The sequence below is a fragment of the Ruegeria sp. AF1 genome, from assembly GCF_056542125.1.
In genome coordinates, this window is record NZ_JBQFZG010000011.1 from 99,703 (window position 1) to 120,559 (window position 20,857).

25 protein-coding genes and 1 pseudogene are annotated in these 20,857 nt (G+C 56.2%); 10 read left to right on the top strand and 16 right to left on the bottom strand.

Annotated elements, in window-relative coordinates; translation table 11 throughout:
* Window positions 1-7: 7 nt before the first annotated feature.
* The 7 genes from ACR0BK_RS14910 to ACR0BK_RS14940 form a co-directional block, all read right to left on the bottom strand.
* Window positions 8-244 carry an AEC family transporter gene (locus tag ACR0BK_RS14910; protein WP_480555225.1) on the bottom strand — a complete coding sequence of 79 codons (237 nt, stop codon included), beginning with the start codon at window positions 242-244 and terminating at the stop codon, window positions 8-10.
* Window positions 226-810 carry an AEC family transporter gene (locus tag ACR0BK_RS14915; RefSeq protein ID WP_480555226.1) on the bottom strand — a complete coding sequence of 195 codons (585 nt, stop codon included), beginning with the start codon at window positions 808-810 and terminating at the stop codon, window positions 226-228. Before ACR0BK_RS14915 ends, ACR0BK_RS14910 begins: the two co-directional genes overlap by 19 nt.
* Before the next feature lie 219 nt (window positions 811-1,029).
* Window positions 1,030-1,443, bottom strand: coding sequence for a RidA family protein (locus ACR0BK_RS14920; protein WP_480555228.1), 414 nt, complete (start codon window positions 1,441-1,443; stop codon window positions 1,030-1,032).
* Window positions 1,444-1,456: 13 nt separating this feature from the next.
* Window positions 1,457-1,918 carry a sarcosine oxidase subunit gamma family protein gene (locus tag ACR0BK_RS14925; RefSeq protein WP_480520662.1) on the bottom strand — a complete coding sequence of 154 codons (462 nt, stop codon included), beginning with the start codon at window positions 1,916-1,918 and terminating at the stop codon, window positions 1,457-1,459.
* Window positions 1,919-1,955: 37 nt separating this feature from the next.
* A complete protein-coding gene (locus tag ACR0BK_RS14930) occupies window positions 1,956-4,826 on the bottom strand; it encodes a 2Fe-2S iron-sulfur cluster-binding protein (protein ID WP_480555229.1) in 2,871 nt (956 codons plus the stop codon).
* Entirely contained in the window at window positions 4,813-5,070 is a 258-nt protein-coding gene (locus ACR0BK_RS14935; RefSeq protein ID WP_480496286.1) for a sarcosine oxidase subunit delta, read from the bottom strand. Before ACR0BK_RS14935 ends, ACR0BK_RS14930 begins: the two co-directional genes overlap by 14 nt.
* A gap of 14 nt (window positions 5,071-5,084) precedes the next feature.
* On the bottom strand, window positions 5,085-6,335 hold the full coding sequence (locus ACR0BK_RS14940; protein WP_480496288.1) for an FAD-dependent oxidoreductase: 1,251 nt from the start codon (window positions 6,333-6,335) through the stop codon (window positions 5,085-5,087).
* Window positions 6,336-6,504: 169 nt separating this feature from the next.
* Between ACR0BK_RS14940 and ACR0BK_RS14945 the strand changes: the two genes are divergently transcribed.
* The 4 genes from ACR0BK_RS14945 (at window position 6,505) to ACR0BK_RS14960 (ending at window position 8,171) form a co-directional block, all read left to right on the top strand.
* On the top strand, window positions 6,505-6,660 hold the full coding sequence (locus ACR0BK_RS14945; RefSeq protein ID WP_480555230.1) for a hypothetical protein: 156 nt from the start codon (window positions 6,505-6,507) through the stop codon (window positions 6,658-6,660).
* Window positions 6,644-7,432, top strand: coding sequence for a phytanoyl-CoA dioxygenase family protein (locus tag ACR0BK_RS14950; protein ID WP_480555231.1), 789 nt, complete (start codon window positions 6,644-6,646; stop codon window positions 7,430-7,432). Before ACR0BK_RS14945 ends, ACR0BK_RS14950 begins: the two co-directional genes overlap by 17 nt.
* Window positions 7,433-7,646: 214 nt before the next feature.
* Window positions 7,647-7,886: an N-acetyltransferase family protein gene (locus ACR0BK_RS14955; protein ID WP_480555233.1), complete on the top strand. Its 240-nt coding sequence runs from the start codon at window positions 7,647-7,649 to the stop codon at window positions 7,884-7,886.
* A gap of 21 nt (window positions 7,887-7,907) precedes the next feature.
* On the top strand, window positions 7,908-8,171 hold the full coding sequence (locus ACR0BK_RS14960; protein WP_480555235.1) for a GNAT family N-acetyltransferase: 264 nt from the start codon (window positions 7,908-7,910) through the stop codon (window positions 8,169-8,171).
* On the opposite strand, the gene ACR0BK_RS14965 is transcribed toward ACR0BK_RS14960, so the two are convergent.
* A complete protein-coding gene (locus ACR0BK_RS14965; RefSeq protein WP_480555237.1) occupies window positions 8,149-9,195 on the bottom strand; it encodes an aromatic ring-hydroxylating dioxygenase subunit alpha in 1,047 nt (348 codons plus the stop codon). The genes ACR0BK_RS14960 and ACR0BK_RS14965 overlap by 23 nt on opposite strands.
* Window positions 9,196-9,291: 96 nt before the next feature.
* On the bottom strand, window positions 9,292-10,221 hold the full coding sequence (locus ACR0BK_RS14970) for a LysR substrate-binding domain-containing protein (protein ID WP_480478019.1): 930 nt from the start codon (window positions 10,219-10,221) through the stop codon (window positions 9,292-9,294).
* A gap of 96 nt (window positions 10,222-10,317) precedes the next feature.
* On the opposite strand from ACR0BK_RS14970, the gene ACR0BK_RS14975 reads away from it, so the two are divergent.
* The 3 genes from ACR0BK_RS14975 (at window position 10,318) to ACR0BK_RS14985 (ending at window position 12,820) form a co-directional block, all read left to right on the top strand.
* Window positions 10,318-11,403 carry a hypothetical protein gene (locus ACR0BK_RS14975; protein ID WP_480555238.1) on the top strand — a complete coding sequence of 362 codons (1,086 nt, stop codon included), beginning with the start codon at window positions 10,318-10,320 and terminating at the stop codon, window positions 11,401-11,403.
* 154 nt (window positions 11,404-11,557) lie between these two features.
* Window positions 11,558-12,499 (top strand): fatty acid desaturase family protein, encoded by a 942-nt coding sequence (locus ACR0BK_RS14980; RefSeq protein ID WP_480520676.1) that lies wholly within the window; start codon window positions 11,558-11,560, stop codon window positions 12,497-12,499.
* Between the two features lie 3 nt (window positions 12,500-12,502).
* Window positions 12,503-12,820: a non-heme iron oxygenase ferredoxin subunit gene (locus tag ACR0BK_RS14985; protein WP_480520678.1), complete on the top strand. Its 318-nt coding sequence runs from the start codon at window positions 12,503-12,505 to the stop codon at window positions 12,818-12,820.
* A gap of 12 nt (window positions 12,821-12,832) precedes the next feature.
* On the opposite strand, the gene ACR0BK_RS14990 is transcribed toward ACR0BK_RS14985, so the two are convergent.
* The 5 genes from ACR0BK_RS14990 to ACR0BK_RS15010 all read right to left on the bottom strand — a co-directional run bounded on the left by ACR0BK_RS14990 (window position 12,833) and on the right by ACR0BK_RS15010 (window position 16,863).
* Window positions 12,833-13,366, bottom strand: coding sequence for a glutathione S-transferase N-terminal domain-containing protein (locus tag ACR0BK_RS14990; RefSeq protein WP_480555244.1), 534 nt, complete (start codon window positions 13,364-13,366; stop codon window positions 12,833-12,835).
* 98 nt (window positions 13,367-13,464) lie between these two features.
* Complete coding sequence (locus tag ACR0BK_RS14995) at window positions 13,465-14,346, bottom strand: amino acid ABC transporter permease (RefSeq protein ID WP_480496294.1); 882 nt, start codon at window positions 14,344-14,346, stop codon at window positions 13,465-13,467.
* 55 nt (window positions 14,347-14,401) lie between these two features.
* Complete coding sequence (locus tag ACR0BK_RS15000) at window positions 14,402-15,235, bottom strand: transporter substrate-binding domain-containing protein (RefSeq protein WP_480478031.1); 834 nt, start codon at window positions 15,233-15,235, stop codon at window positions 14,402-14,404.
* A gap of 36 nt (window positions 15,236-15,271) precedes the next feature.
* Window positions 15,272-16,075, bottom strand: coding sequence for an amino acid ABC transporter permease (locus ACR0BK_RS15005; protein ID WP_480555239.1), 804 nt, complete (start codon window positions 16,073-16,075; stop codon window positions 15,272-15,274).
* Window positions 16,076-16,116: 41 nt separating this feature from the next.
* Complete coding sequence (locus ACR0BK_RS15010) at window positions 16,117-16,863, bottom strand: amino acid ABC transporter ATP-binding protein (protein WP_480478035.1); 747 nt, start codon at window positions 16,861-16,863, stop codon at window positions 16,117-16,119.
* A 316-nt stretch (window positions 16,864-17,179) separates the two neighbouring features.
* On the opposite strand from ACR0BK_RS15010, the gene ACR0BK_RS15015 reads away from it, so the two are divergent.
* Genes ACR0BK_RS15015 through ACR0BK_RS15025 form a run of 3 tightly spaced genes read left to right on the top strand, consistent with a single transcriptional unit; the run spans window position 17,180 to window position 19,770 of the window.
* Window positions 17,180-17,758, top strand: a complete 579-nt coding sequence (locus tag ACR0BK_RS15015; RefSeq protein WP_480555241.1) for a carboxymuconolactone decarboxylase family protein — start codon at window positions 17,180-17,182, stop codon at window positions 17,756-17,758.
* A gap of 11 nt (window positions 17,759-17,769) precedes the next feature.
* The gene (locus ACR0BK_RS15020) at window positions 17,770-18,357 is read left to right on the top strand and encodes a helix-turn-helix domain-containing protein (protein ID WP_480478040.1); all 588 of its coding nucleotides are present in this window, start codon (window positions 17,770-17,772) and stop codon (window positions 18,355-18,357) included.
* 12 nt (window positions 18,358-18,369) lie between these two features.
* Window positions 18,370-19,770 (top strand): MATE family efflux transporter, encoded by a 1,401-nt coding sequence (locus ACR0BK_RS15025; RefSeq protein ID WP_480555243.1) that lies wholly within the window; start codon window positions 18,370-18,372, stop codon window positions 19,768-19,770.
* 16 nt (window positions 19,771-19,786) lie between these two features.
* Here the strand turns inward: ACR0BK_RS15025 and ACR0BK_RS15030 are convergent, their stop codons facing one another.
* On the bottom strand, window positions 19,787-19,933 hold the full coding sequence (locus tag ACR0BK_RS15030; protein ID WP_480520684.1) for a hypothetical protein: 147 nt from the start codon (window positions 19,931-19,933) through the stop codon (window positions 19,787-19,789).
* 40 nt (window positions 19,934-19,973) lie between these two features.
* Window positions 19,974-20,606 (bottom strand): annotated as a pseudogene (locus tag ACR0BK_RS15035) (IS6 family transposase).
* Between the last annotated feature and the right edge of the window lie 251 nt (window positions 20,607-20,857).

The window sequence follows — 20,857 nt, forward strand, 5'->3', positions numbered from 1 at the left end:
CGCCCGACTATGGGATCAGCGGCAACAGCAATGCGAGCGACACCGGAATACTGATGGCCGCAATCAGCGTTTGCAGAGTCACGATTGCCGCCATCAATGGCGCATCACCGCCCAGTTGTTTGGCCAATGTGTACGACGACGCCCCGGTCGGAACGACCGAATAGACTACGGCAATCTGCAGGACATCCCTTGGCAAACCAACGGTCAATCCGATCACCAGCACGGTCACAAGGAAGACAACCATCTTTCCGGCAATGGCAAGAACCAGAGGCAATGCTCTGGCCGCCATGACCGGACCCGCAGGTTCGCCCCGACCGCAAGCAAAGTGATCGGCAATGCCCCGGCCCCCAGAACATCCGTCACATCATGCACGACCGGTATCTGATCTCCGATCACCTGATTGGCGCTGACCGCCAGAAAGATCGAGATCACGTAAGGATTGCGCGCCAGCTCCCGCAGGATGGCCACGGGCAGGCTGTTGGCCCGGTCGCTTTTAAGCGCGCCGACCATCAGGATAACCATAACGATATTGGTGGTGGGCACAAAAATGGCGGTCGCAAGGATAGCGATATCCAGCGCGGCAGGACCGTACAGATTCGCCGCCAGTGCAAGCCCTATGAAAGAATTGTGCCGTGCACTGCCCTGCAGGATCGAGGTCGTCCGCGGCGGCGCATGTCCCATCAGTTTAGCAGTGAAAACGGCATACAACAGCGCCGCGACGAACCCGCTCAGAATTGCGACCGAGTACAATCCCAGCGCCGACTTATCCAAAGGGGACAGTGAGATTTTGCTGAACAGCAGGCAAGGCATCAGAACCCAGTAGACAAGCTTGTCATTCAGGTTCCAGAAATCCGTGCTGGGAATTCCCCCTTTCGCAGGGCCAGACCCAGCGCAATGATCAAAAAGAACGGAAGAATTGAGGTTAGCGTCGACCGCATTACTATTCGCAGACAAAACCGGACAAGTTTGACCGGACATTCTCACGACCTGAATACCAACACAACGTAATATCGGGATTTGCCGAAATCCCTATCCGGTAGCGCCCACATCATCGTCGATGACAGCCATCGCGTCGATCTCAACCAACAGCGACGGGTCGGCCAACCCCTGTACCACCACACCGGTCGAGCAGTGATGCACGCCCTCGAACCATCGATTGATGGCCTCGTAAACGGCAGGGCGGTACGAGATGTCGGTGACGTAAACTGTCAGCTTGCAGACATCTGCCAAACTGCCTCCGGCCTCTTCCATCCAGCGCTGGATATTGCGGCAGGCCTGATCCGCCTGGGCACCGGGATCGCCTTCGCCAATCAGTGTTCCATCCAGCAAAGTACCAACCTGCCCCTGCATGAAAACAAAATCACCCCGGGCACGGATTGCCTTGGAATAGGTTGCTTTCGCGTGATAGCGCGTCTGGTACTTGTGGATGTGTGTCCGGGCCATGGCAGTTGCCTCCTCAGGCCGTTGCGCGGGTCAGAAAGTCGTCAATCATATCCGCAAAACTCTGTTCGACCGCAAACTCAATACCATCCCGACACCGCATCACCAAAGCCTTCAGACCAAAAACTTCGGTATAGGTAACTGCATCTGGCCCGAACACGCTGTCATGCAGGTCCATCGGACTGGCAATTGCCATCACCTGATCCGCATCCGTTCCTGTAATGCGAAAGAATGTCATGGTGTCCGAGATACGCACGATACTAATATCCGCCGGGCAGTCCGTTGGCTTCAGCTTTGCCTCCAGCGTATCTTCCTGTGCCAGCGGGGCCCGGGTGACCCAGTGGTTACGACCGATGTAAAACAGCTCGGTGTTGTCTTTATTCACGCGGGTGTTCGGGCGATCCGGCAATAACGGCAGAGCGTCCCCGACCCAATTCGAAACCGCGTCAGGCGCTCCTTTGAGGTCGAATAGGGCCATCAGGCTGCGTCGTTCTATTTTTACGTCATAACTCATCTCAGGACCTAAGCAACTTGCCCTCGGGGTCGTGGAAGACCGGTTTCGTGACCGTGACCGGGATCACATCGTCCTTTAGCCGCACATGAGCCGTTTCACCCTGCCGCGCGTGGCCATCCTCCAGCAATGCCAGGCCGACCCAGCGGTTGTTCACCACGCTCCAGACGCAGGCGGTGACCAACCCGTCAGTAGCCTCTTTCCGGCCACCGGGCGTCAGCGGCGCACCTTCGGGGATTTGCCGGTTTGGATCATCCGCCAGAATACCGACCAGCTCGCGTCGGGTTCCGCCACCTGCGCGACGTAGCGCGACCGAGCGTTTACCCAGATAATCCGGCTTTTTCTTCGACATCGCCCAGCCCATTCCCAGATCATAGGCGTCTACCGTGCCGTCGACCTCATGCCCCAGCGACAGGAACCCTTTTTCGACCCGCAAAACGTGGCTGGATTCTGAACCAACCGGCAGGATGCCAAAGGGCGCACCGGCCTCCATCACCTTATTCCACAGAGCTGCCATGTGGCGGGTGGCAACGTTGACTTCATAGGACAATTCGCCGGTGAAACTCACCCGCACCACTCGGGCCGGGAAGCCTGCGACAGTACCTTCGCGGAAGGACATGAACGGGAACGCCTCGGGTGAAAGGTCGATATCCGTACCCAGCGCCTGCATCACTTCGCGGGCCTTGGGGCCGCAAATGGTGGCGTTGTTCCACTGACTTGTGACTGTAGTGATCATCACCTGCCAGCCGGGGAATTCGGTTTGCAGCAACTTTTCCATATGCTGATTGACCGCATCCGCGTGCCCCGTCGAGGTCGAAACCAGCCAGCGGTGTTCGTCCAGCCGGAAGGCAACGCCATCATCCAGGATCAGCCCGTCATCCGACAGCATCAGCCCATAGCGCCCGTTGCCCGGTTTCAGGCTGGACATGATGTTGGAGTAGATGAAATCGAGGAATTGCGGAACATCCCGACCCTTCAGTTCAAAGGTGCCAAGGGGCGAGCCATCATAGATGCCAACGCCTTCCCGCACCGCCCGACATTCGCGATTGACGGCCTCTTGCAGACCTTCGCCCGGTTTCGGGAAGTATCCCGGTCGCCGCCAGCGCGCGCCAGCCTCATACATGACCGCGCCGTTGTCCTTGTTCCACTGGGTCACAGGGGTATGGCGATAGGGGAACAGCCCCCAGCCCTCCCGCAACCCGCCAATCGCACCAAAGGAAACAGGCGTATAGGGAGACCGGAAAGTGGTCGTTCCAACCTCTTGCAGCGGCACGCCTTTTTGCATCGCAACGGTGCCGATGATGTTGATATTGCCGGTCTTGCCCTGGTCGATCCCCATGCCGCCGGTGGTATAGCGCTTGACGTGTTCGACATTGTCATAGCCTTCGCGCAAGGCCAAATGCACATCACTGACCGAGACATCGTTCTGCACATCCAAAAAGGCTTTGCCGTGCTGGCCCGGAACATCCACCCGCCAGAGCGCTTCAATTGCATAAGGCAGATCGTCGCCACCCTCAACGATCTTGTTCAGCGTCAGATCTCCTGCCGCTGCCCCCACCGCGCGGCACTTCTGAACCGCCTGATCAGGGACAAATGCTGCCAGATCCCCATCAAACCGCAACGTGCTGCGGGATTGCGACCACAGGTGCACAGTTGGGCTCCACCCACCGGAGCAGCCCAGCACATCACAATGGATCCAGTGACCTGCTCCTCCGGTCATGGGAACGGCTTTGACCGCGCGAACCCTTTTATGACCACGTACATCACTTGCAACTGTTGCAGTGTGAACCGAGACATTCGGAACCTGATCCAATACCTCAGACGGGACAGTCTTGCGGCTGTCCAGAATGGCCATAACCTGCGTACCTGCCGCTGACAGATCAGCCGCCACAGCATAAACACTGTTGTTGTTGGTAAACAGCACCACACGCTGCCCAGGCGTCACGCCCCACCGGTTGACGTAAGCCTGCACGGATGAGGCCAACATCACACCGGGCCGGTCATTGCCGCCAAAAACCATGGCGCGTTCAGTGGCTCCGGTAGCAATAACAACTTCGCCGGCCCGCACGCGCCAACTGCGTTCCAGAATACTGTCCTGTTCCGGCTCGCGTTCGTTCACCATTATCAGATTGTGTTCGCGATAGGCCCAGACAGTTGCATTTTGCAGATGGGTGACATTGTCCATACCGCGCAGCTCAGCCACCGCATCCGCGACCCAGTCCATTGCGGGACAGCCACCGATCGAAAGATTGCGGTTGAGCAGACTACCGCCCGCCTCGGTGCCCTCATCCGCCAGAAACACACGTTTACCCGCGCGACCGGCCTCAAGCGCAGCTTGCAGACCGGCTGGGCCTGCTCCGGCGATCAGTACATCGGCGTGGGCGTGCCGGGCCTCAAAATGACCCGCAGCGGGAGGATTGGCGGGTGCCGCCGCCAGCCCTGCGGCCCGACGGATCGAGGGTTCAAACAGGTGCCAGTCCGGCCACTTGAACGTTTTGTAGTAGAACCCTGCGGGGATAAAGCGCGTCAAAAGCTGATTGATCCCACCCAGATCGAACTCGGGCGAGGGCCAGCAATTGACCGACCGCGCGCTCAGCCCGTCGCGCAGCGGCACCGTTGTCGCGGGACGGTTGCCCGAAGCATCTTCGCCATCCAGTTCCACCAGTGTTGCGGGTTCTTCGGGCCCGTGCCCCATGATACCCCGCGGGCGATGATACTTGAAACTGCGGGCCGTGACCCGAACCCCGTTTGCCAACAGGGCTGAAGCCAGCGTATCTCCCTCGAACCCTTCATAGGGTTTGCCATTGAATGTGAATCGCAAAGGGCGGTTTCGGTCGATGCGCCCGCCCGAAGCGCGGCGGTTACTTTGTGCCATCGGACGCCTCCACAATGTCATGGGTCCGTGTGTCCCGCCAGATCGTGAACCATTCACCGCATCCGCGCGCGTGCCACCATTTCTCCTCAACCGGACCCAATGGGTTCGGCGTCACCGTCAGATATTCGACCCATTGTTCATCGCTGACGGCATTGGCGTCAGGGCGCTCCGCCCCGACCGGGCCGCCAAAAATAAACTCGCTTTCGTTTCGCTTGCCGCAGAATGGGCAGGGTAAAAGCATCATGATCCTGACCTTTCCTATCGCGCCGTAGTGGTTCCGGCTTCCATCACGAAGTCCAGATGCCGGAACCTGCCAAGAGTGAAGGGCGCCATAAGCGGGTGCGGTTCCCCCTTTGCCACCAGATGAGCCAGCGTCAGCCCCCCTGCTGGAATGGCCTTGTAGCCGCCCCACCATCCGGCAGTGACAAACAGCCCCGGAATCTCTGTCTGATCCATGATCGGCGAGGCATCATGGGCAATATCCAGATGCCCGCCCCATTGCCGCATCAGTTTGAGCTTCTTGAAACTCGGGAACAGGGACAGCATTGCGGTCACCGTGTCTTCGAATACGTGTTGCTTGATGTCACGGCGGAAACTCTGCCCCATGTCGGGCGCACCGCCGATCACCATCTCGCCCTTGTCGGATTGACTGAAATAGAACCCGCTGTCCGGGCAGTTCACGATCACATCGACCAACGGCTTGACCGGTTCGGACACAAACGCGGTCAGGTTCATCGTCCGTAGCGGCAGTTTCAACCCGGCAGTTTCAGTGAGCGTGGTTGTGTGACCCGAGACGGCCACAACCACCTTCTTTGCCCGGACAACGCCCCGGTTGGTCTCAACCCCTTCGATCGAGCCATCTGCCCCGCGCAGCAGGGATTGCACCGCCGTCTGCTGATGAATCTCTACTCCAAGCGCGTCAGCCGCACGGGCATAGCCCCAGGCCACGGCATCATGCCGGTTCACGCCGGCATCCGTATGCACCATGCCGCAGATCACCGGCAGCCGCGCATCCGGCCCGCCGCCAGTCAGCGCCGGAATGCGGCGGCGCAATTCCTCGGTGCTGATCTGTTCATAGGTCGATCCATAGATATCCATCACCAGCTGTCGCCGCCGCAGTTCGCGCAGCTTGGGCCAGGTCTGAACCACATCCACCATGGTTCGTTTGGAATGCATCATGTTGAAGTTCAGCTCATCCGTGAGACCTTCGTACATGGCGACGGATTTGACGTAGAATGGGATCGATTCATCCCGCATGTAGTTTGATCGGATAGTCACAGTGTTCCGGGCAATGTTGCCGCCACCCAACCAACCACGTTCCAGCACAGCCACATCGGTGATGCCAAACTCTTTGGCTAGATAATAGGCGGTGGCCAGACCGTGCCCCCCCGCCCCGATCACCGCTACATCGTACCGATTCCTCAGCGGCGGACTACGCCAGGCTCTGGGCCAGTTCTTATGCCCGGTCAGTGCGTTCCGGGCGAGCGAGAAGATGGAATACTTTTGCATGGTAGTAATAATATTGATTAATACGCACATTCCGTCAATAGACTTATGGCCATGTAAAACGATCCGTCATGTGTTCTATGCCAATGCGAAAAATTAGGTTAAGTTGGCTGGTGAAAGGTGCCGCAATGAGCCTTCGCATTGAACAGTTCCATCGACGTCTTGCCGGCAAATGGTCGGCCCGATCGCTTTGGCCCTGTTTCATTATAAACTGCCGCAGTTCACCCATCACGTAACGCCGGACAAACCGGGTGCAACGCGCCTGCATACTGCAACCGCCTCAATGGAAGAGGCGTTGAATTGGATGTTACATGACACAGACATCTGACCTGAAGATCATTCAGGAAACCTATGCACGCGACGGAGTCGTGCTGCTGAAACAAATTCTGTCGCAGGATTGGCTTACCAAACTACGCAAGGCCGTAGATGAAGAGGTTTCTAAAGGCGAGCGCTATTTTGCCTACAAGAACATGCGCGAAAACCCGGGCGTATTTCAGGATTATTGCCTGACATCGGATATCGGCCAGCGCGTGGCTGAGGTGGCGGGCAGCCCGTGGACTTCGCTTATCTATGACCAGATTTTTGCCAAAGAGCCGGGGACAAAAACCCAGACGGGCTGGCACACCGATCAACCCTATTGGCCGGTGGCCGGACCAATCATGACCATATGGATCGCTCTGGACCCGGTTGACCCAGACAATGGCGCGCTGGAGTTCGTTCGTGGATCACACGCTTGGGGTGCCAAGTACCGGCCTTTCAAAACCGACCAGCTTGGGGCGTTCCTGCACTATCTTGAGGAAGACAACCCCGATTATATCGACATGCCTGATTTCGAGGCCAACCGCGCCGCCTACGACATCTTTCACTACCCAAAGATGGAGCCCGGCGATGCGCTGGCATTTGACGGCATGACAGTGCATTCGGCAATGGGCAACCGCACCTCAACTCGGCGCAGACGCGGCTATGCCGTCCGATTTGCGGTAGAGGGCGCCATCTACCAGCCACGCGATGCCGTGACAGAGTGGCTGCATGACGACAGTTTGCGCCCCGGCGCACCTTTTGCCGGAGGGCGTTTCCCAGTGATCTACGGCGCGGCGTAACCGGCGGCGGACACCGGTCCTCTGATTGCACAGTGAATAACTTGACGTTATTCTGCTATCGTCACAGCGTTGGGCCATTATCGTCATGGCCCAACCCCGCGGCACATTTTCCAACGCGCCCTAAGCAGTGCGACCGTTGATGTGTAGTTAGAAAGTGCCGCCACAGTGCGGCATTTTTCATCTCGCTTCTGTGGCAAAGAAACAGGAGGCAAAGATGAAACCCACCAACCCTAACGCAAAGGTACATATCCGGGACGCAGAGCCCGAAGACATGCCTTTTCTACTGTCAATGATCCGCGCTCTAGCCACACATCACGGTGATGTCCCAAACATCAACGCCGCAGTGTTAGAGCGGGATGTGTTCGGCAATCAGCCATGGGTCTATGTGCTGGTTGCCGAAACGAAAGGCGAGGTCATCGGCTATGTCACCCTGAGCCCGCTAACACAGTTGTAGCTAGGCCGTCGCGGTATCGTCATGCACCACCTTTTTATTGGACGGCTGTATCGCCGCATGGGTGTCGGGCGGCAACTTATCGAAAGCACAAAACAAAAGGCGCGCGCGCTGTCCTGCTCTTACATGATGGTCGGCACCCACCCCGACAATTCAGAAGCCCAAGCCGCCTACCTGGCTGAGGGTTCGAACGACAGGACGCAGCGCATCCCCGGCTTCACGTCCCCCTCGATGCCTAGTGGGTTTCGGAACCGGCCAACAAACCTTACACCCGCTCAACCATGTTGATCGGAAAAGCCTCAGCCTCAATCGCGCGGTCCAAAGCTTTGCGGAATAGTTTGGCCCCAGCGTCCAATCCCAGATCAATGTTTGGCGTCTTGGCGTTTTTCATGCCCAGATGAACCTTCTCCAAAACCTCCTTGTCCTCAAGAAACGCCATCCGCGCGCCATCATTCATGAATTTGGACACCTCAGCATTATCGGGATCGGAATTGCGGTGCTGGAACCAAAAATACCGGGTCCGATCCTCATCAATCGGGGTCATGAAATTGTAAGAGACGTTGATGAAAGTCTCGGCAACGGGCGGTTTGTCATAGCCGCCGGTTCCGACGGGCGTGTAGATGGATTTGTTCAGCCCTATCGCGGGCATACACATCTCGTAATGCTGTAGCCTGTCGCAATCACCGTCAAAGGCCACCAGCTTCGCATAATAGGGCGACGGCGGCTTGTTCTCGATCCAGCGCGAGACAATCACGCCGCGGTCCGTTCTTTCGACATTCAGCGGCTCTTCGTCCGTGCCAGCCCCGGCAAAGGACGAGACATGCACCCAGGCTACATGGCTGGGGTCCAGCAGGTTGTCGCAAACCCACAGGTAGTGGCAGTCGATATCCATCACTCCACCATCAGTCATGCCCCAACTGGCATCGTCGAAATTCTCGATCAGGAAAATATTGTCAGGGTCCGCCTGTTCCGGATCACCCATCCAAATCCACAGGAACCGATACCGATCCACTACCGGATATGATCTTACCACTGCCCGCCGCGGGGTCATGCCACGCTGGGTCGGGCTGTCCGTGCATTTGCCCGAGCAGTCGAATTTCAGGCCGTGATAACCGCATTCCACCACATCACCGATCAGATTGCCTTTGGACAGCGGCAGCTTACGATGCGGGCAAGCATCTTCCAATGCGACCGGAGTGCCGTCCTCCCGCCGGTAAAGCACGATGTTTTCACCCAGAAACGTTTCGGCCTTCAGTTCGCGACCGATATCCTTACTCCAGGCAGCGACATACCAGCAGTTTCTCAGATACATTGAAATGCTCTCCAGATCGTCAGATGGCTTGTACCAGTATGGGCAGAGAGACGTCCTTGCGCCATGTCGGAATGGTAATGACTCATATAAGCCAGGCTAATTATAAGCGTCGGCGGATGGCGGGATGTCCGGTTGCGCTTCTACTTCAGCACTGATCCAGTTCAGAAACTCACCGACTTTCGGACTGTCCTTGGTTTCGTGTCGCCGAACCAGCCAGTAAGACAAAGGGGACTCGGTCAGTTCTGGAAAGGGTCGAACCAGACGCCCGTCACATAACGTATCGATCACCAGGGGTTCCCGACCCAGCGCGACACCCAGCCCTTCAATTGCAGCCTGAACCACCAGATTGGATTGGCCAAATCGCCGTGTGCGCAAGGGTGACGGCAGCGTCAGACCGCATTGCCGTGCCCAGAAATCCCAGGTTGGGCTTGCAGGACCATGATGCAGATTCTCATCTACCAGCATCGTGTGCTTCGCAAGATCCTCGACCCCGCGCAGGTTGGGTATCAAAGATGGTGCGCAAACAGGAAACAACTGCTCGGTCATCAGCAGATCCACCTGGTAGCCGGGGTAATCACCCAGCCCATAGCGGATTCCGATATCCGCATCCGCGCCGGAGAACGGATATTGACCAGTATCCGTAGCGATCGAAATCGATAGGTCCGGGTGGGCCAGATCAAAGTTCAAAAGACGCGGAAACAACCAGTTGAAAGCAAAACCTGGCAGGCATGAAATCACGATGGTCCGGTCGTTGCGGGTCTTATCCCGCAACTGGGTGCAAACACCTGAAATGCGCCCCAGCCCTTCGGAGATGGCCAGCGCTAGCAGTTCACCCTCTCGGGTTGGGCGCGATGACCGCGCGCCGCGTACCAGCAGATCGCGACCCAACCATTCCTCAAGCGTCCGCACATGCTGACTGACCGCACTTTGGCTAACACCAAGTTCGGCCGCGGCAGGGGAAAAGCCAGAATGACGGACAACTGCCTCGAAGGCACGCAGAGCTGAATAGGGCAGATTTACAATCATATTAGTCACCCTAATGTCAGACATAATCACTTTCAAATAGATTAGGCGCATGGTGCAGGCCTAATCTGTACGGGCTTGAATCCGTAGGAGACGCGAATGTCGGACATCACACCCGAGCGCGGCGCGCGAAATCTTTTGACGAACTGCGCTCACGCAGCGGCGGGTGACCGACTTCTGATCGCTTACGAACCCCCCGAGTTTGGTTATTTTGACGCGGACAGTGTCAAGATCGTATCGGACGTCGCGCAATCCATGGGGTTGTCGGTTGATGCAGTGGATGTAGGATTTAATCCGGACAATCCTCACCTGTCCCCGGATCTTCTGGCGCGGTTCGAAGCAGCCGAGATAATCCTCTTTCTTGCCCGTCTTGGGGATCAGCTACGGTTTTCGGAGATGCCCCGGGGCAAAAAAATCATCGTCAGCTTTGCGCTGAACCGTGAGCTGTTCGGGTCGGGCTTTTCCAACGGGCACCATGATGCCTTTCTCGACATCAAGGCGGCGATCAATGCCGTCCTGAACGAGGCAACCGATGTGCGGGTCACCTGCCCTCTGGGCACGGCCTTTCAGGGGAAGCCGAAGATGAACCTTGATCCGGCGGGCGATACGTCGATCCTGAGATTCCCCATGTCAGTTTTCACGCCAGTCCCGGCGCACAGTTTTTCAGGACGTGTGGCGCTGAAGCTTCTAACCGGAACCGGATCAAGATACTATGAAGACTATACGATCGAGTTCGACAGCCCGGTGTTTGCGTCACTTGAGAACGGGCGCCTGACCGGGTTCACGGGCGAGCCCACCGATGTCGCCCGGGCCGAAGTACAATATGACCGGGTCGCGGGCCAGTTCGGTATTGACCGAAATTTCGTGCATTCATGGCATGCTGGCATTCATCCGGGCTGCGGATACCCTTGGGATATGCGCGAGAATTTCGAACGCTGGGGCGGATCTGCTTTTGGCAATCCGCGTATCCTGCACTTCCACACTTGCGGCGCATATGCTCCCGGAGAAATCAGCTGGAACGTGTTTGATCCGACAATCAAGATCGATGGTGTGACCTATTGGGAAGATGGGGTTTTTCATGCTGACCGCCTGCCCGGCGGAGCTTCCATTCTGGACAAACACCCCTGTGCGGCAGCACTGTTTGCCGACCCCGATCCGGATATCGGCCTTCGCCGAACCGGCTGATCATTCAAGCTTGATCGAACGCGTGCCATCACGCTAATCTGGTAGCAATAGAGTCCACCCGACAGGACCCTATGGTGCGGAGCACTCCCGTCTCCGGTGCCGGAAAATGCGATGAGGGCGCGGCCCCCGCACCGGCAAATTGTGTGGAACTCACATGTCACAAGCAATCGTAACGCCCCTGTCTCAGGCATTGGCCGAAGGCAAGCTCACGCGTGAAGAGCTGAAAGGTTTCATGCAACGGTCTAACGGTCCCGGCTTATGCCATCTGGCGCTTTGGGTTCTGGTGCTGGCCTGCACGACCACCCTTGTTACTCTGGCATGGAACAACTGGCTGATATGGCCTGCAATGTTACTCCAGGGCATCGTTCTGGTACACCACTTCTCGCTGCAGCATGAATGCGTGCACTATACCGTATTCCGTACAAGGTGGCTGAATGATCTGGTTGGTCAGATCTGCGGCCTGATCATTATCCTGCCGCATCGGTTCTTTCGCTATGAACATTGCGATCACCACACTTATACGCAACTGACCGGGGACGACCCTGAACTGATCCCATTGCCCGAGACGTTGAGGGAGTACCTTATGTACCTGTCCGCCCTGCCCTACTGGCGCGGTAAATTCACGGAACTGTTTCGCCATGCCAGCGGCAACCTCAGCGAGACCGAGCTGCGATTCATCCCGAAAGTGGAACATCAGGCGGTGTATCGCGATGCGCGCAGAATGCTGGCCATCTATACGGCCATCTTTCTGGGCATGGCCATCATCGGCTGGTGGGGACTGATCTGGTACTGGATAATCCCTTTGTTTTTGGGTGAGCCTGTGATGCGCTTTATCCGGATGACCGAACATGTCGGACGCCCCACCGTGGCGCAGATGTCCGAAAATACGCGCACCAATCTGGTATCCGCCCCCTGGTCCTTTTTGTGCTGGAACATGAACTACCACGCAGAGCATCACTACGTGGCCTCAGTTCCTTTCCACGCGTTACCTCGCCTTCATGAGAAGCTGAAAGACCACATTCATGTTGAGCCTGGGGGGTATCTGGCCGCCCATCGCGAGATCTTGAGGCAGATCCGGCAGAAGGCGGAGGCGTAACTCATGGCGGATGAAAAACCCTGGAAAGACGTGATCGAGACAACTCGGCTGGAAAAGAACTGGGTCACACGGGTCGAGATCGGCTCACGTATCCTGGCGGTCTACGACACTCCCGGCGGCGTCTATGCCTCGTTGGCACTTTGCAATCATGGCGGTGCTGATCTGTGTGACGGGTATTTTGATGGCTACGTCATCGAGTGCCCTTTGCATCAGGGCGCATTCGATGTGCGTGACGGACATGCGGTTTCGGCCCCTGCGACACGACCAATGAAGGTATTCGAAACCCGCATCAAAAACGGCATGGTGCAGATCCGGGCGTAGCCCCGAACAGTCCTAGTCCGGTGCCGGCAACCCCGGCATCAGGATATATCCCGACGGAGCTTCAACACGCGCGATCCACGAACGGACTGCCGGGTAAGGAGCCAGCGATAACTTTCCCTGATAAGCCAGTGCTTTGTAGGGGTAACAGGCCAGATCGGCGATCGTAGGGCGATCACATGCCAGCCAGCGTCGTCGTGACAGGTGCTGCTCCATATTCTGCAGGGATTTCTGCCCAAGTGCCTGTGGCCCGGTCAAATCGATGTCGCGTTCAAACAGAACAATCGCGCGGGCCGTTGCAACGCCGTGGAAAATCTCGTTTACCGAATAGGACAGCCATTGCTGTATGTCCCCATGCTCTTCTGGCGAATCCGGCGCCCAATCTGCAGCGCCATACTTCTGTGCCAGATACATCATGATTGCGGTGCTGTCGCGCAGGGTAAAGCCGTTGTCGTCCAGCACCGGGACCTTGTTCAGCTGGTTGACCTGCAAGAATGTAACCTGGTTCTGATCTCCGCTCAGCAGGTTGACATTGATGATTTGATGAATTGATGATCCAGCCGCAGCATGGACAGCAGCAGCCGAGCTTTATGGCAACTGCCCGAGAACCGGAAATCATATATCCGCATTGCCCCGGGCCGTTCGCGTCAGCGCCTGTCTGACCGCTTTTCAAGTCGTGCAAACAATCGGCTGAGGCCGAAACACACAACAAAATAGAACCCGGCCGTGGTGATCCACGCCTCAAAGATCATGCGGGACGAGGCCACAAGCTCGACTGTTTTGTAGGTCAGTTCCTGCACCGAGATCAGCGACAAGATCGAGCTGTCCTTGATCAGCGAGATGAATTGGTTTGCCAGCGGTGGCACCACTTTCTTCAACGCCTGCGGCAGAATCACGTAACGCATCTCCTGTAGTTTGCTCATACCAATCGAGCGCGCCGCTTCGCGCTGGCCTTTCGGGATCGACTGGATACCAGCCCGGACAATCTCGCCGACAAAGGCGCTTTCAAACAGGGCCAGAACGATGACACCAGAAACCAGTGAGGGAAAACGGCGCATTTCGCCGAAAAAGAAGGTCCAGATATCTTTGTCCTCTTGCCGCGCTATACCACGAGCCCAACGTTCGAGGTTGAGCGCGTCAATCAGTTGTTGTGACAGGAAGAAAAAGAAAATGAAAACGACCACAACCGGCGGCACGTTGCGGAGAAATTCAAGATACGTCCGTGCCAGCATCCGGATCGTCAGGTTTGCTGAACACCGCGCAACCCCCAGAATGGTGCCAAGCAACAAGGCCAGAATGCCCGAGTAAATACTGATACGGACTGTCGCCATAAGCCCCTGCAGAAACAGGTTCGCGAAATACTCTTCGCGGCCCGAATGCCAGCCAACGACATAGCCCGGGATCAATTCCCAGCGCCATTTGTAGTTCAGCGTGCCTTCGATCGACAGCCAGATATACCCGAAGAAAGCGATCAGAGTCACCACGATCAGATAATCTGGCCATCTCAGTTTCTTCAGGAAATCTTGCACCGGGATTGCTCCGCCTCAGGGTCGGGGGCGGCAATGCCGCCGCCCTTTGTTTTAGTCACTGAGCAACCTGGTCGGCCCACTCTTCTGTTGCGAACCAATAATTGTGACGCTCTTCCAGCCAACCCGAACGCCATTGCTGAGCAATCCAATTGTTGAAGAAGTTCAATGCATCCGGATCACCTTTGCGCATAGCAAAGGCTTCGCCACGCGGATCAAACAGATCGCCTTCCATCACGCGCAGAGTTTCAGGATTACGCCCTGCTTCCCGGTTGGGCGTAGGCTGTGAAGCCATTGTTGCGTGTGCATTTCCGTTAAGAACTTCTTGCGTCGACGCGCCATCTTCATCAAATAGCAACAAGTTTGCTTCCGGGAAGTTTTCCGCGATCACGACAGCGGGCGTTGCACCGCGACGGGCTGCGAACGTCACGTCTGCAGAATTCAGATCAGCCTGAGTCATTCCATCTGTCAGTTCCTTATTTACCAAGATGGCCAGACCGGAAAAAGCATATGGATCGGTAAAGTTGACAGTCAGGTTTCGCTGCGGCGTCACAGACATGCCCGAGATGATCACGTCGAAATTGCCCGAAACCAGCGCCGGAATGATACCGTCCCATGCGGTGGGAACAAATTCAACTTCGACCCCCATGTCTTCGGCCAGCTTGCGACCGACATCCAGTTCGAAACCGATCAGGTCACCGTTCTTGTCGCGCATCGACCACGGTACGAATAGCGACAGCCCAATGCGGATTACTCCATCCTGCTTGATGGTTTCAATCACACTTTCGCTGGACAGGTTCTGCGTTGTGCTTTGCGCCCAACCTGATGTTGCGACGCCTGTTGCAACGACCGCGCTCAGCGCCGCCCCCAACATTCTGCGAGAAAGCTTCATCTTGGTTCTCCTTGTTGTCCGACATAGTTTTCAGTTTTATTGGTCGACGGCATATTTCTTCTCCAGGTGGGTTACGCCAATCGACAGGATCAGGGTCACCACCAGATAGACCAGTGCAATGGTGAACCAGATTTCGAAACTCATGTAGGTATCGGATATGATGTTGCGTCCAAACGTGGTCAGTTCAGCCACCGCGATCACGCTTACAATCGCTGAGGATTTGATCAGGTGAACTACCTCACCGGTCATCGGTGGCAGCATGAACCGTACTGATTGCGGCAAAATGATATAGCGATAGGTCTGATACGGTGTCATCCCGATGGATTTTGCCGCCTCCCACTGACCCGTGGGAATTGCGTTGATACCAGCGCGGAAAATCTCGGAAATCAGGGCCGAATGAAAAACGGCAAGTGTCAGGATACTTGCTGTGTATCGGTCAAACCCAAAGATCGGCCCGAGCACATAATAGAAAAGATAAAGCAGAACCAGCAGCGGAATATTGCGGATCAGTTCCAGGTACCCCACGGCAACCGCTGACCCGATGACCAACCCCGATAGCCGCAACAGAGCCACCAAAAGGCCTATCGCCGTTGCCAGAAAAAAGGCGGTCACCGACAGTTGGATGGTGGCTACAAGCCCAATTGGGATTTCACCCCATTCAAACCCGACCTCGGTATTGCGGTACAGGAATTGCGGCACACGATACCATTGCCAGTTATAACCCATACTCTGCGCCCCGGCGTAAGCGCCATAGGCGATTAGACCAACAATAATGGAATAAATGACAACGGATATCAGGATCGAGTCGAAAAACCGCTTGTGGAACGGTGGCTTTGGCAACGGCTGGCCCCTTGGCCCGGATATGCCCAGATCGCTCACGTTCAATGCGCCAGAATCTGATCCAGGAACAGGCGGCACCGTTCGCTGGAAGGGTTGGTAAAGAACTGCTCAGGCGGCGATATCTCGACGATCCGACCCGCCTCCATAAAGACCATCGTGTCTGCGACCTTGCGGGCAAACCCCATTTCGTGGGTAACCACAACCATGGTCATGCCGGTTTCGGCCAACTCGACCATCACGTCCAAAACTTCGTTGATCATTTCCGGATCGAGCGCCGAGGTCGGCTCGTCAAACAGCATGATCCGGGTTTCCATGCACAAAGAACGCGCAATCGCCACGCGCTGCTGCTGACCGCCAGACAATTGTGCCGGATATTTGTCGGCCTGTTCCGGAATATGCACGCGCTCAAGATAATTTCGCGCGGTCTCTTCGGCCTGTACCTTTGAAACTTTGCGCACTTTCATTGGGCCGATCATAAGATTTTCCAGTACAGTCAAATGCGGAAACAGATTGAACTGCTGAAAAACCATCCCAACTTCCTGGCGCAGTTCGCGTATCTCCTTGGCCCCCTCGTAAACTTCGATACCATCTATCACCAAACGGCCCGAATTGTGCCACTCCAGACCATTGAAACAACGGATCAGTGTGGACTTTCCCGAACCAGAGGGTCCGCAGATCACTACTTTTTCACCCTGATGAACCGTCAAACTAACGTCTTTCAGCGCATGGAACGTGCCATAATACTTGTCCAGATTGGTCACTTCGATCATCGGAGTGGCGTGTGTCATGTCGCGCCTGTCATGGTTCGGGACACCATACCTGGCAGTCTTTTGCGGTGAAAATTGCGCCGTGATTTCTCAGTTGGCCTCTCCGAAACCGTAGCGCGCGCGGGCCGACAAAGGGCGGTAGCGAAACCGTCCTGAAAGCTAGTGCCAGATTGGCGCTTTGACTGAGTGAGGCAGTCGGGCAAGGCCTGAGAATCCTTAAATCTGTTGCGCGCTAATTAATATGGTTGCTTAATATGCAATACTCGTCAATAAAAAACTCAGCGCGCCGTACAACACGACCCATAATTTGTGCTGACGACTAAGGAAGGAACCAAAAATGTCTGCCTGGATCAGGATGATATCTGACGAAGACGCCGACGAGCATCTGAAGGCCACTCTGGATCTGGCCCGGACGCCACATGGCACAGTGGACAACGTCATGCGTGTTCATTCCCTGCGCCCCAACACAATGAAGGGGCACGTGATTTTGTACCGGGCCTGCCTGCATGATGAGGCAAACACGGTTCCGATGTGGTTTCAGGAAGTCATCAGTTCCTATGTATCCACCCTCAACACTTGCCCCTATTCTTACGCCAACCACTGGTCCAACGCCCGACATCTAATTGATGATGACTCCCGCGCCGACCAGATTGAGGCGGCGCTCAAGGCGCATCGTCCGCAGGATGCCTTTGACGGCGCCCATCTTGCCGCGCTGACCTACGCAGAAAAACTGACGCTGACACCGGGTACGATGGTCGATTCTGATGTGGCCGGGCTAAAAGAGACTGGTTGGGATGATGGTGAGATACTCGAAATCAATCAGATCGTCGGCTATTTCAACTACGTGAACCGCTTGTTGAACGGGCTTGGCGTGACCACGGACGGAGATGTTGTGGGCTATTACGGCAGCGAGTGATGGGAGAAGCCATGCAGGGAGACCCGCCGGGAAGACAGATCGACCGCGCAATTGGCGCATCGCTGAAAGAGCTGCGCCAAAGCCGAAAGCAATCGGCCCGCCGGCTGGCCGAGCAATCGGGTATTTCCGCCGCAATGGTCAGCCGTATCGAAAACGGGCTTGTCTCTCCTTCGATCGACACCCTGGCTGCGCTGGCCGAAGCGCTTGAAGTCCCGATTGTGTCACTGTTCCGCGAAGCCCGCACCGATCACACCGACTATACGCTCGTCCGCCACGGCGAAGGCTTGAAATCCACCCGTATCGCCGCAGGCCATAGCCATGAATATGTCAATCTGGCATTGCATTCACGCAAGGACCTGCGTTTTCAAGCCCGGCGCGTAACCCTTCTGCGCGAGGGTGGTCATCCTCCGACTTATGTCGGTCACGGCGTAGTTTTTGTTCAGGCGCTCGAAGGTGAGGCGGTCTATCGGTATGGCGAGGCCCGGTTCAAGCTGACCGCAGGCGACACGATCAGCGTCGACGCTGAACTGAATCACGGCTTCGAAGAGGTTCTGACCCCGGAATTCGTCTTTCTGACTGTTCAGGCCGAGCGCCCGTGATGCCTGCGTGACATGGCTCAGCCAGTCGATCTTGACCTGACCCGAGGGTCTATTCCGGCACATTTCCGGACACTGGCAGTGCCTGCTGCAATCGGAATGCTGTTCAACACGCTCTATAATGTCGTGGACATCTTCTTTGCCGGGCTGTTGTCGACAAGCGCACAAGCCGGACTGGCCCTTGGGTTTCAGGCCTTCTTTATAGCTTTGTCTGTTGGGGTTGGTCTTGGAGCCGCCATGAGCGCCCTTGTCGGCAACGCCCTGGGGGCAGGCAACCACCGCATGGCCCGGCGATTGGTGGCGCAGGGTCTGACATATGGTTTTATCGCCGCCGGGCTTCTGGCATTGTCAGGCCTCTGGTACGGCCCTGCGCTGATACATCTTGTGTCCGACCCCAGCGAATACCGTGATGCGGGGCTACGCTATTTCTATTGGCTTCTTCTGGCTCTGCCCGGATTTCTGCTGGCTCATGGGTGCAACGGAATCCTCCAGGCTCATGGGGATGCGGTATCAATGCAGCGCGCCCTGATCGTGGCCTTCTTCGCCAATATCGCCCTGAATCCTCTGCTTATTTTTGGCATCCCCGGGCTGATCCCGGGGATCGGTTTTGACGGGTTAGCCATTTCTACCGTTATCAGTCAAACCGGTGTCATGATCTACATGATCCGGCAGGTGCTGCGACGACGCCGGATGCAGCGAATGCGGATCGCCTATTTCGCCCCGCGCCTGAATCGCTTTACCTTGATTTCCGTTCAGGTCCTGCCAACGGCGGTGTCTTTCATGGTGATGCTGCTTTCAGGATTTGTCATGCAGTTTGCCCTGAAAATATTCGGGGAACATGCCATTGCAGGCTTCGGGGTCGCCATTCGGCTGGAGCAAATTCTGCTTTTACCTGTGCTGGGTGTTACCGGCGCTGTGCTGCCAATCGCATCGCAGAATTTCGGCGCCCGGGATTTTCAGCGCGTGCGGGCGGCCCTGTTTTACTGCTGGAAAGTCGGATTTATCATGACGGCGATGGCCATCCCAATCCTGTGGGGCCTGAGCCCGCATCTGATGCGCCTGTTTACCACCGACCCCGAAGTCGTCCGAGTAGGCGTCAGCTATCTGCGCGTCGACAGCCTGATTCTGCCGTTTTACATGATGCTCTTTTCCATCAATTCGCTGCTTCAGGCCCTCAAAAGACCCATCTGGACGGTCTGGATCAGCCTCTACCGCCAGGGTTTCGGGGTCGCATTCTTTGTCTGGGTCTTCGTCGGCCTGTGGCATTTCAACGAGATCGGTGTCTGGTTCGGAACGGCTACCGCAGTCGTCACGGGTTGGATCATCGCAATTCTGACGGCGAGTCACGTGGCACGGCATGAAATGGGCGGTTTATGGGTTTCGCGTCACCAGGACTCAAATCGAATCCAAAACTGATCCCGCCGCAAATCTCCTACCGCAGCCGCAATCCGGTTTCCGGATCAAACAGCATCGCACGCTCGGGCCGGATCGAGATGCCGATTTTCTCACCTTTCCGACTGCGCTGATCTTCGCGCTCTTCTACGATCAGTTTATCGCCATTGGGTGGGTAGTGTCGCAAACTTATGGAACGACGAAAGCCAGCGATATGCTAGACGCAGTTATCCTGCGATCTCAGCAAACAACCGAAAGCCGGAAGTCGTATCACTAGAGAATTGCTGCTTCCGGGTCATGTTGGCTACCTCGATGCCGTCCAAAGTGGCGGAAGCGGATTCGAACGACTTAAACCCACACATGTGCCGAACACGCCGCTTTATGAACCGATGATCCTGTTCGATCATGTTGTTCAAAAATTTGGACCTGATCGTCTGTACTTTGGCTGGGCAACCGAACCGCTTCAGGATCCTGTTCACTTCTCGAATGCCAGCTGCATTTGCGCCACTTTTGTCGATGACGATTTTGTTTGGGATCCCGTTGGACGACAGTGCTTTGGCAAAGAACCTGGTTGCTGCTGGACGATTTCGTCACTCAGACAGCATGAAATCAAGGGTGTTTCCCGCTTTGTCGACCGCTCGATAAAGATACATCCACTTGCCGCGCACACGGAGATAGGTTTCGTCCATGCGCCAGGAACTCAGCGTTGGTCGCTTCTTCGATTGCGCGCTCGCGGCGATCATCGGCGAATACTTAACGACCCACCTGTTGAGAGTGGCGTGGTCCACCTGCACGCCGCGTTCGGCCATGATCTCTTCCAAATCACGATACGACACTGTGTACCGCAAATAGAAATACACAGCCTAAAGAACTGCATCCTTGGGAAAGTGGCAGCCTTTCAGAGAGATCATACTTAAAACCTGTTCGAAAACTATTCGACGGGAACAGACTACTAAACTTGAGTGCTCGTCAATCTCAGTTCAAAATTTTCGACACAACCAAAGAGTCCGGTTAACCCACAGAAACCACCCTAGAGGTTTAATCTTTGGGTCGGCTTGGCAACGCTTGCCCATCCGTCAAAAAGAATTGCCCAACTAGGTCAGTTGTCATT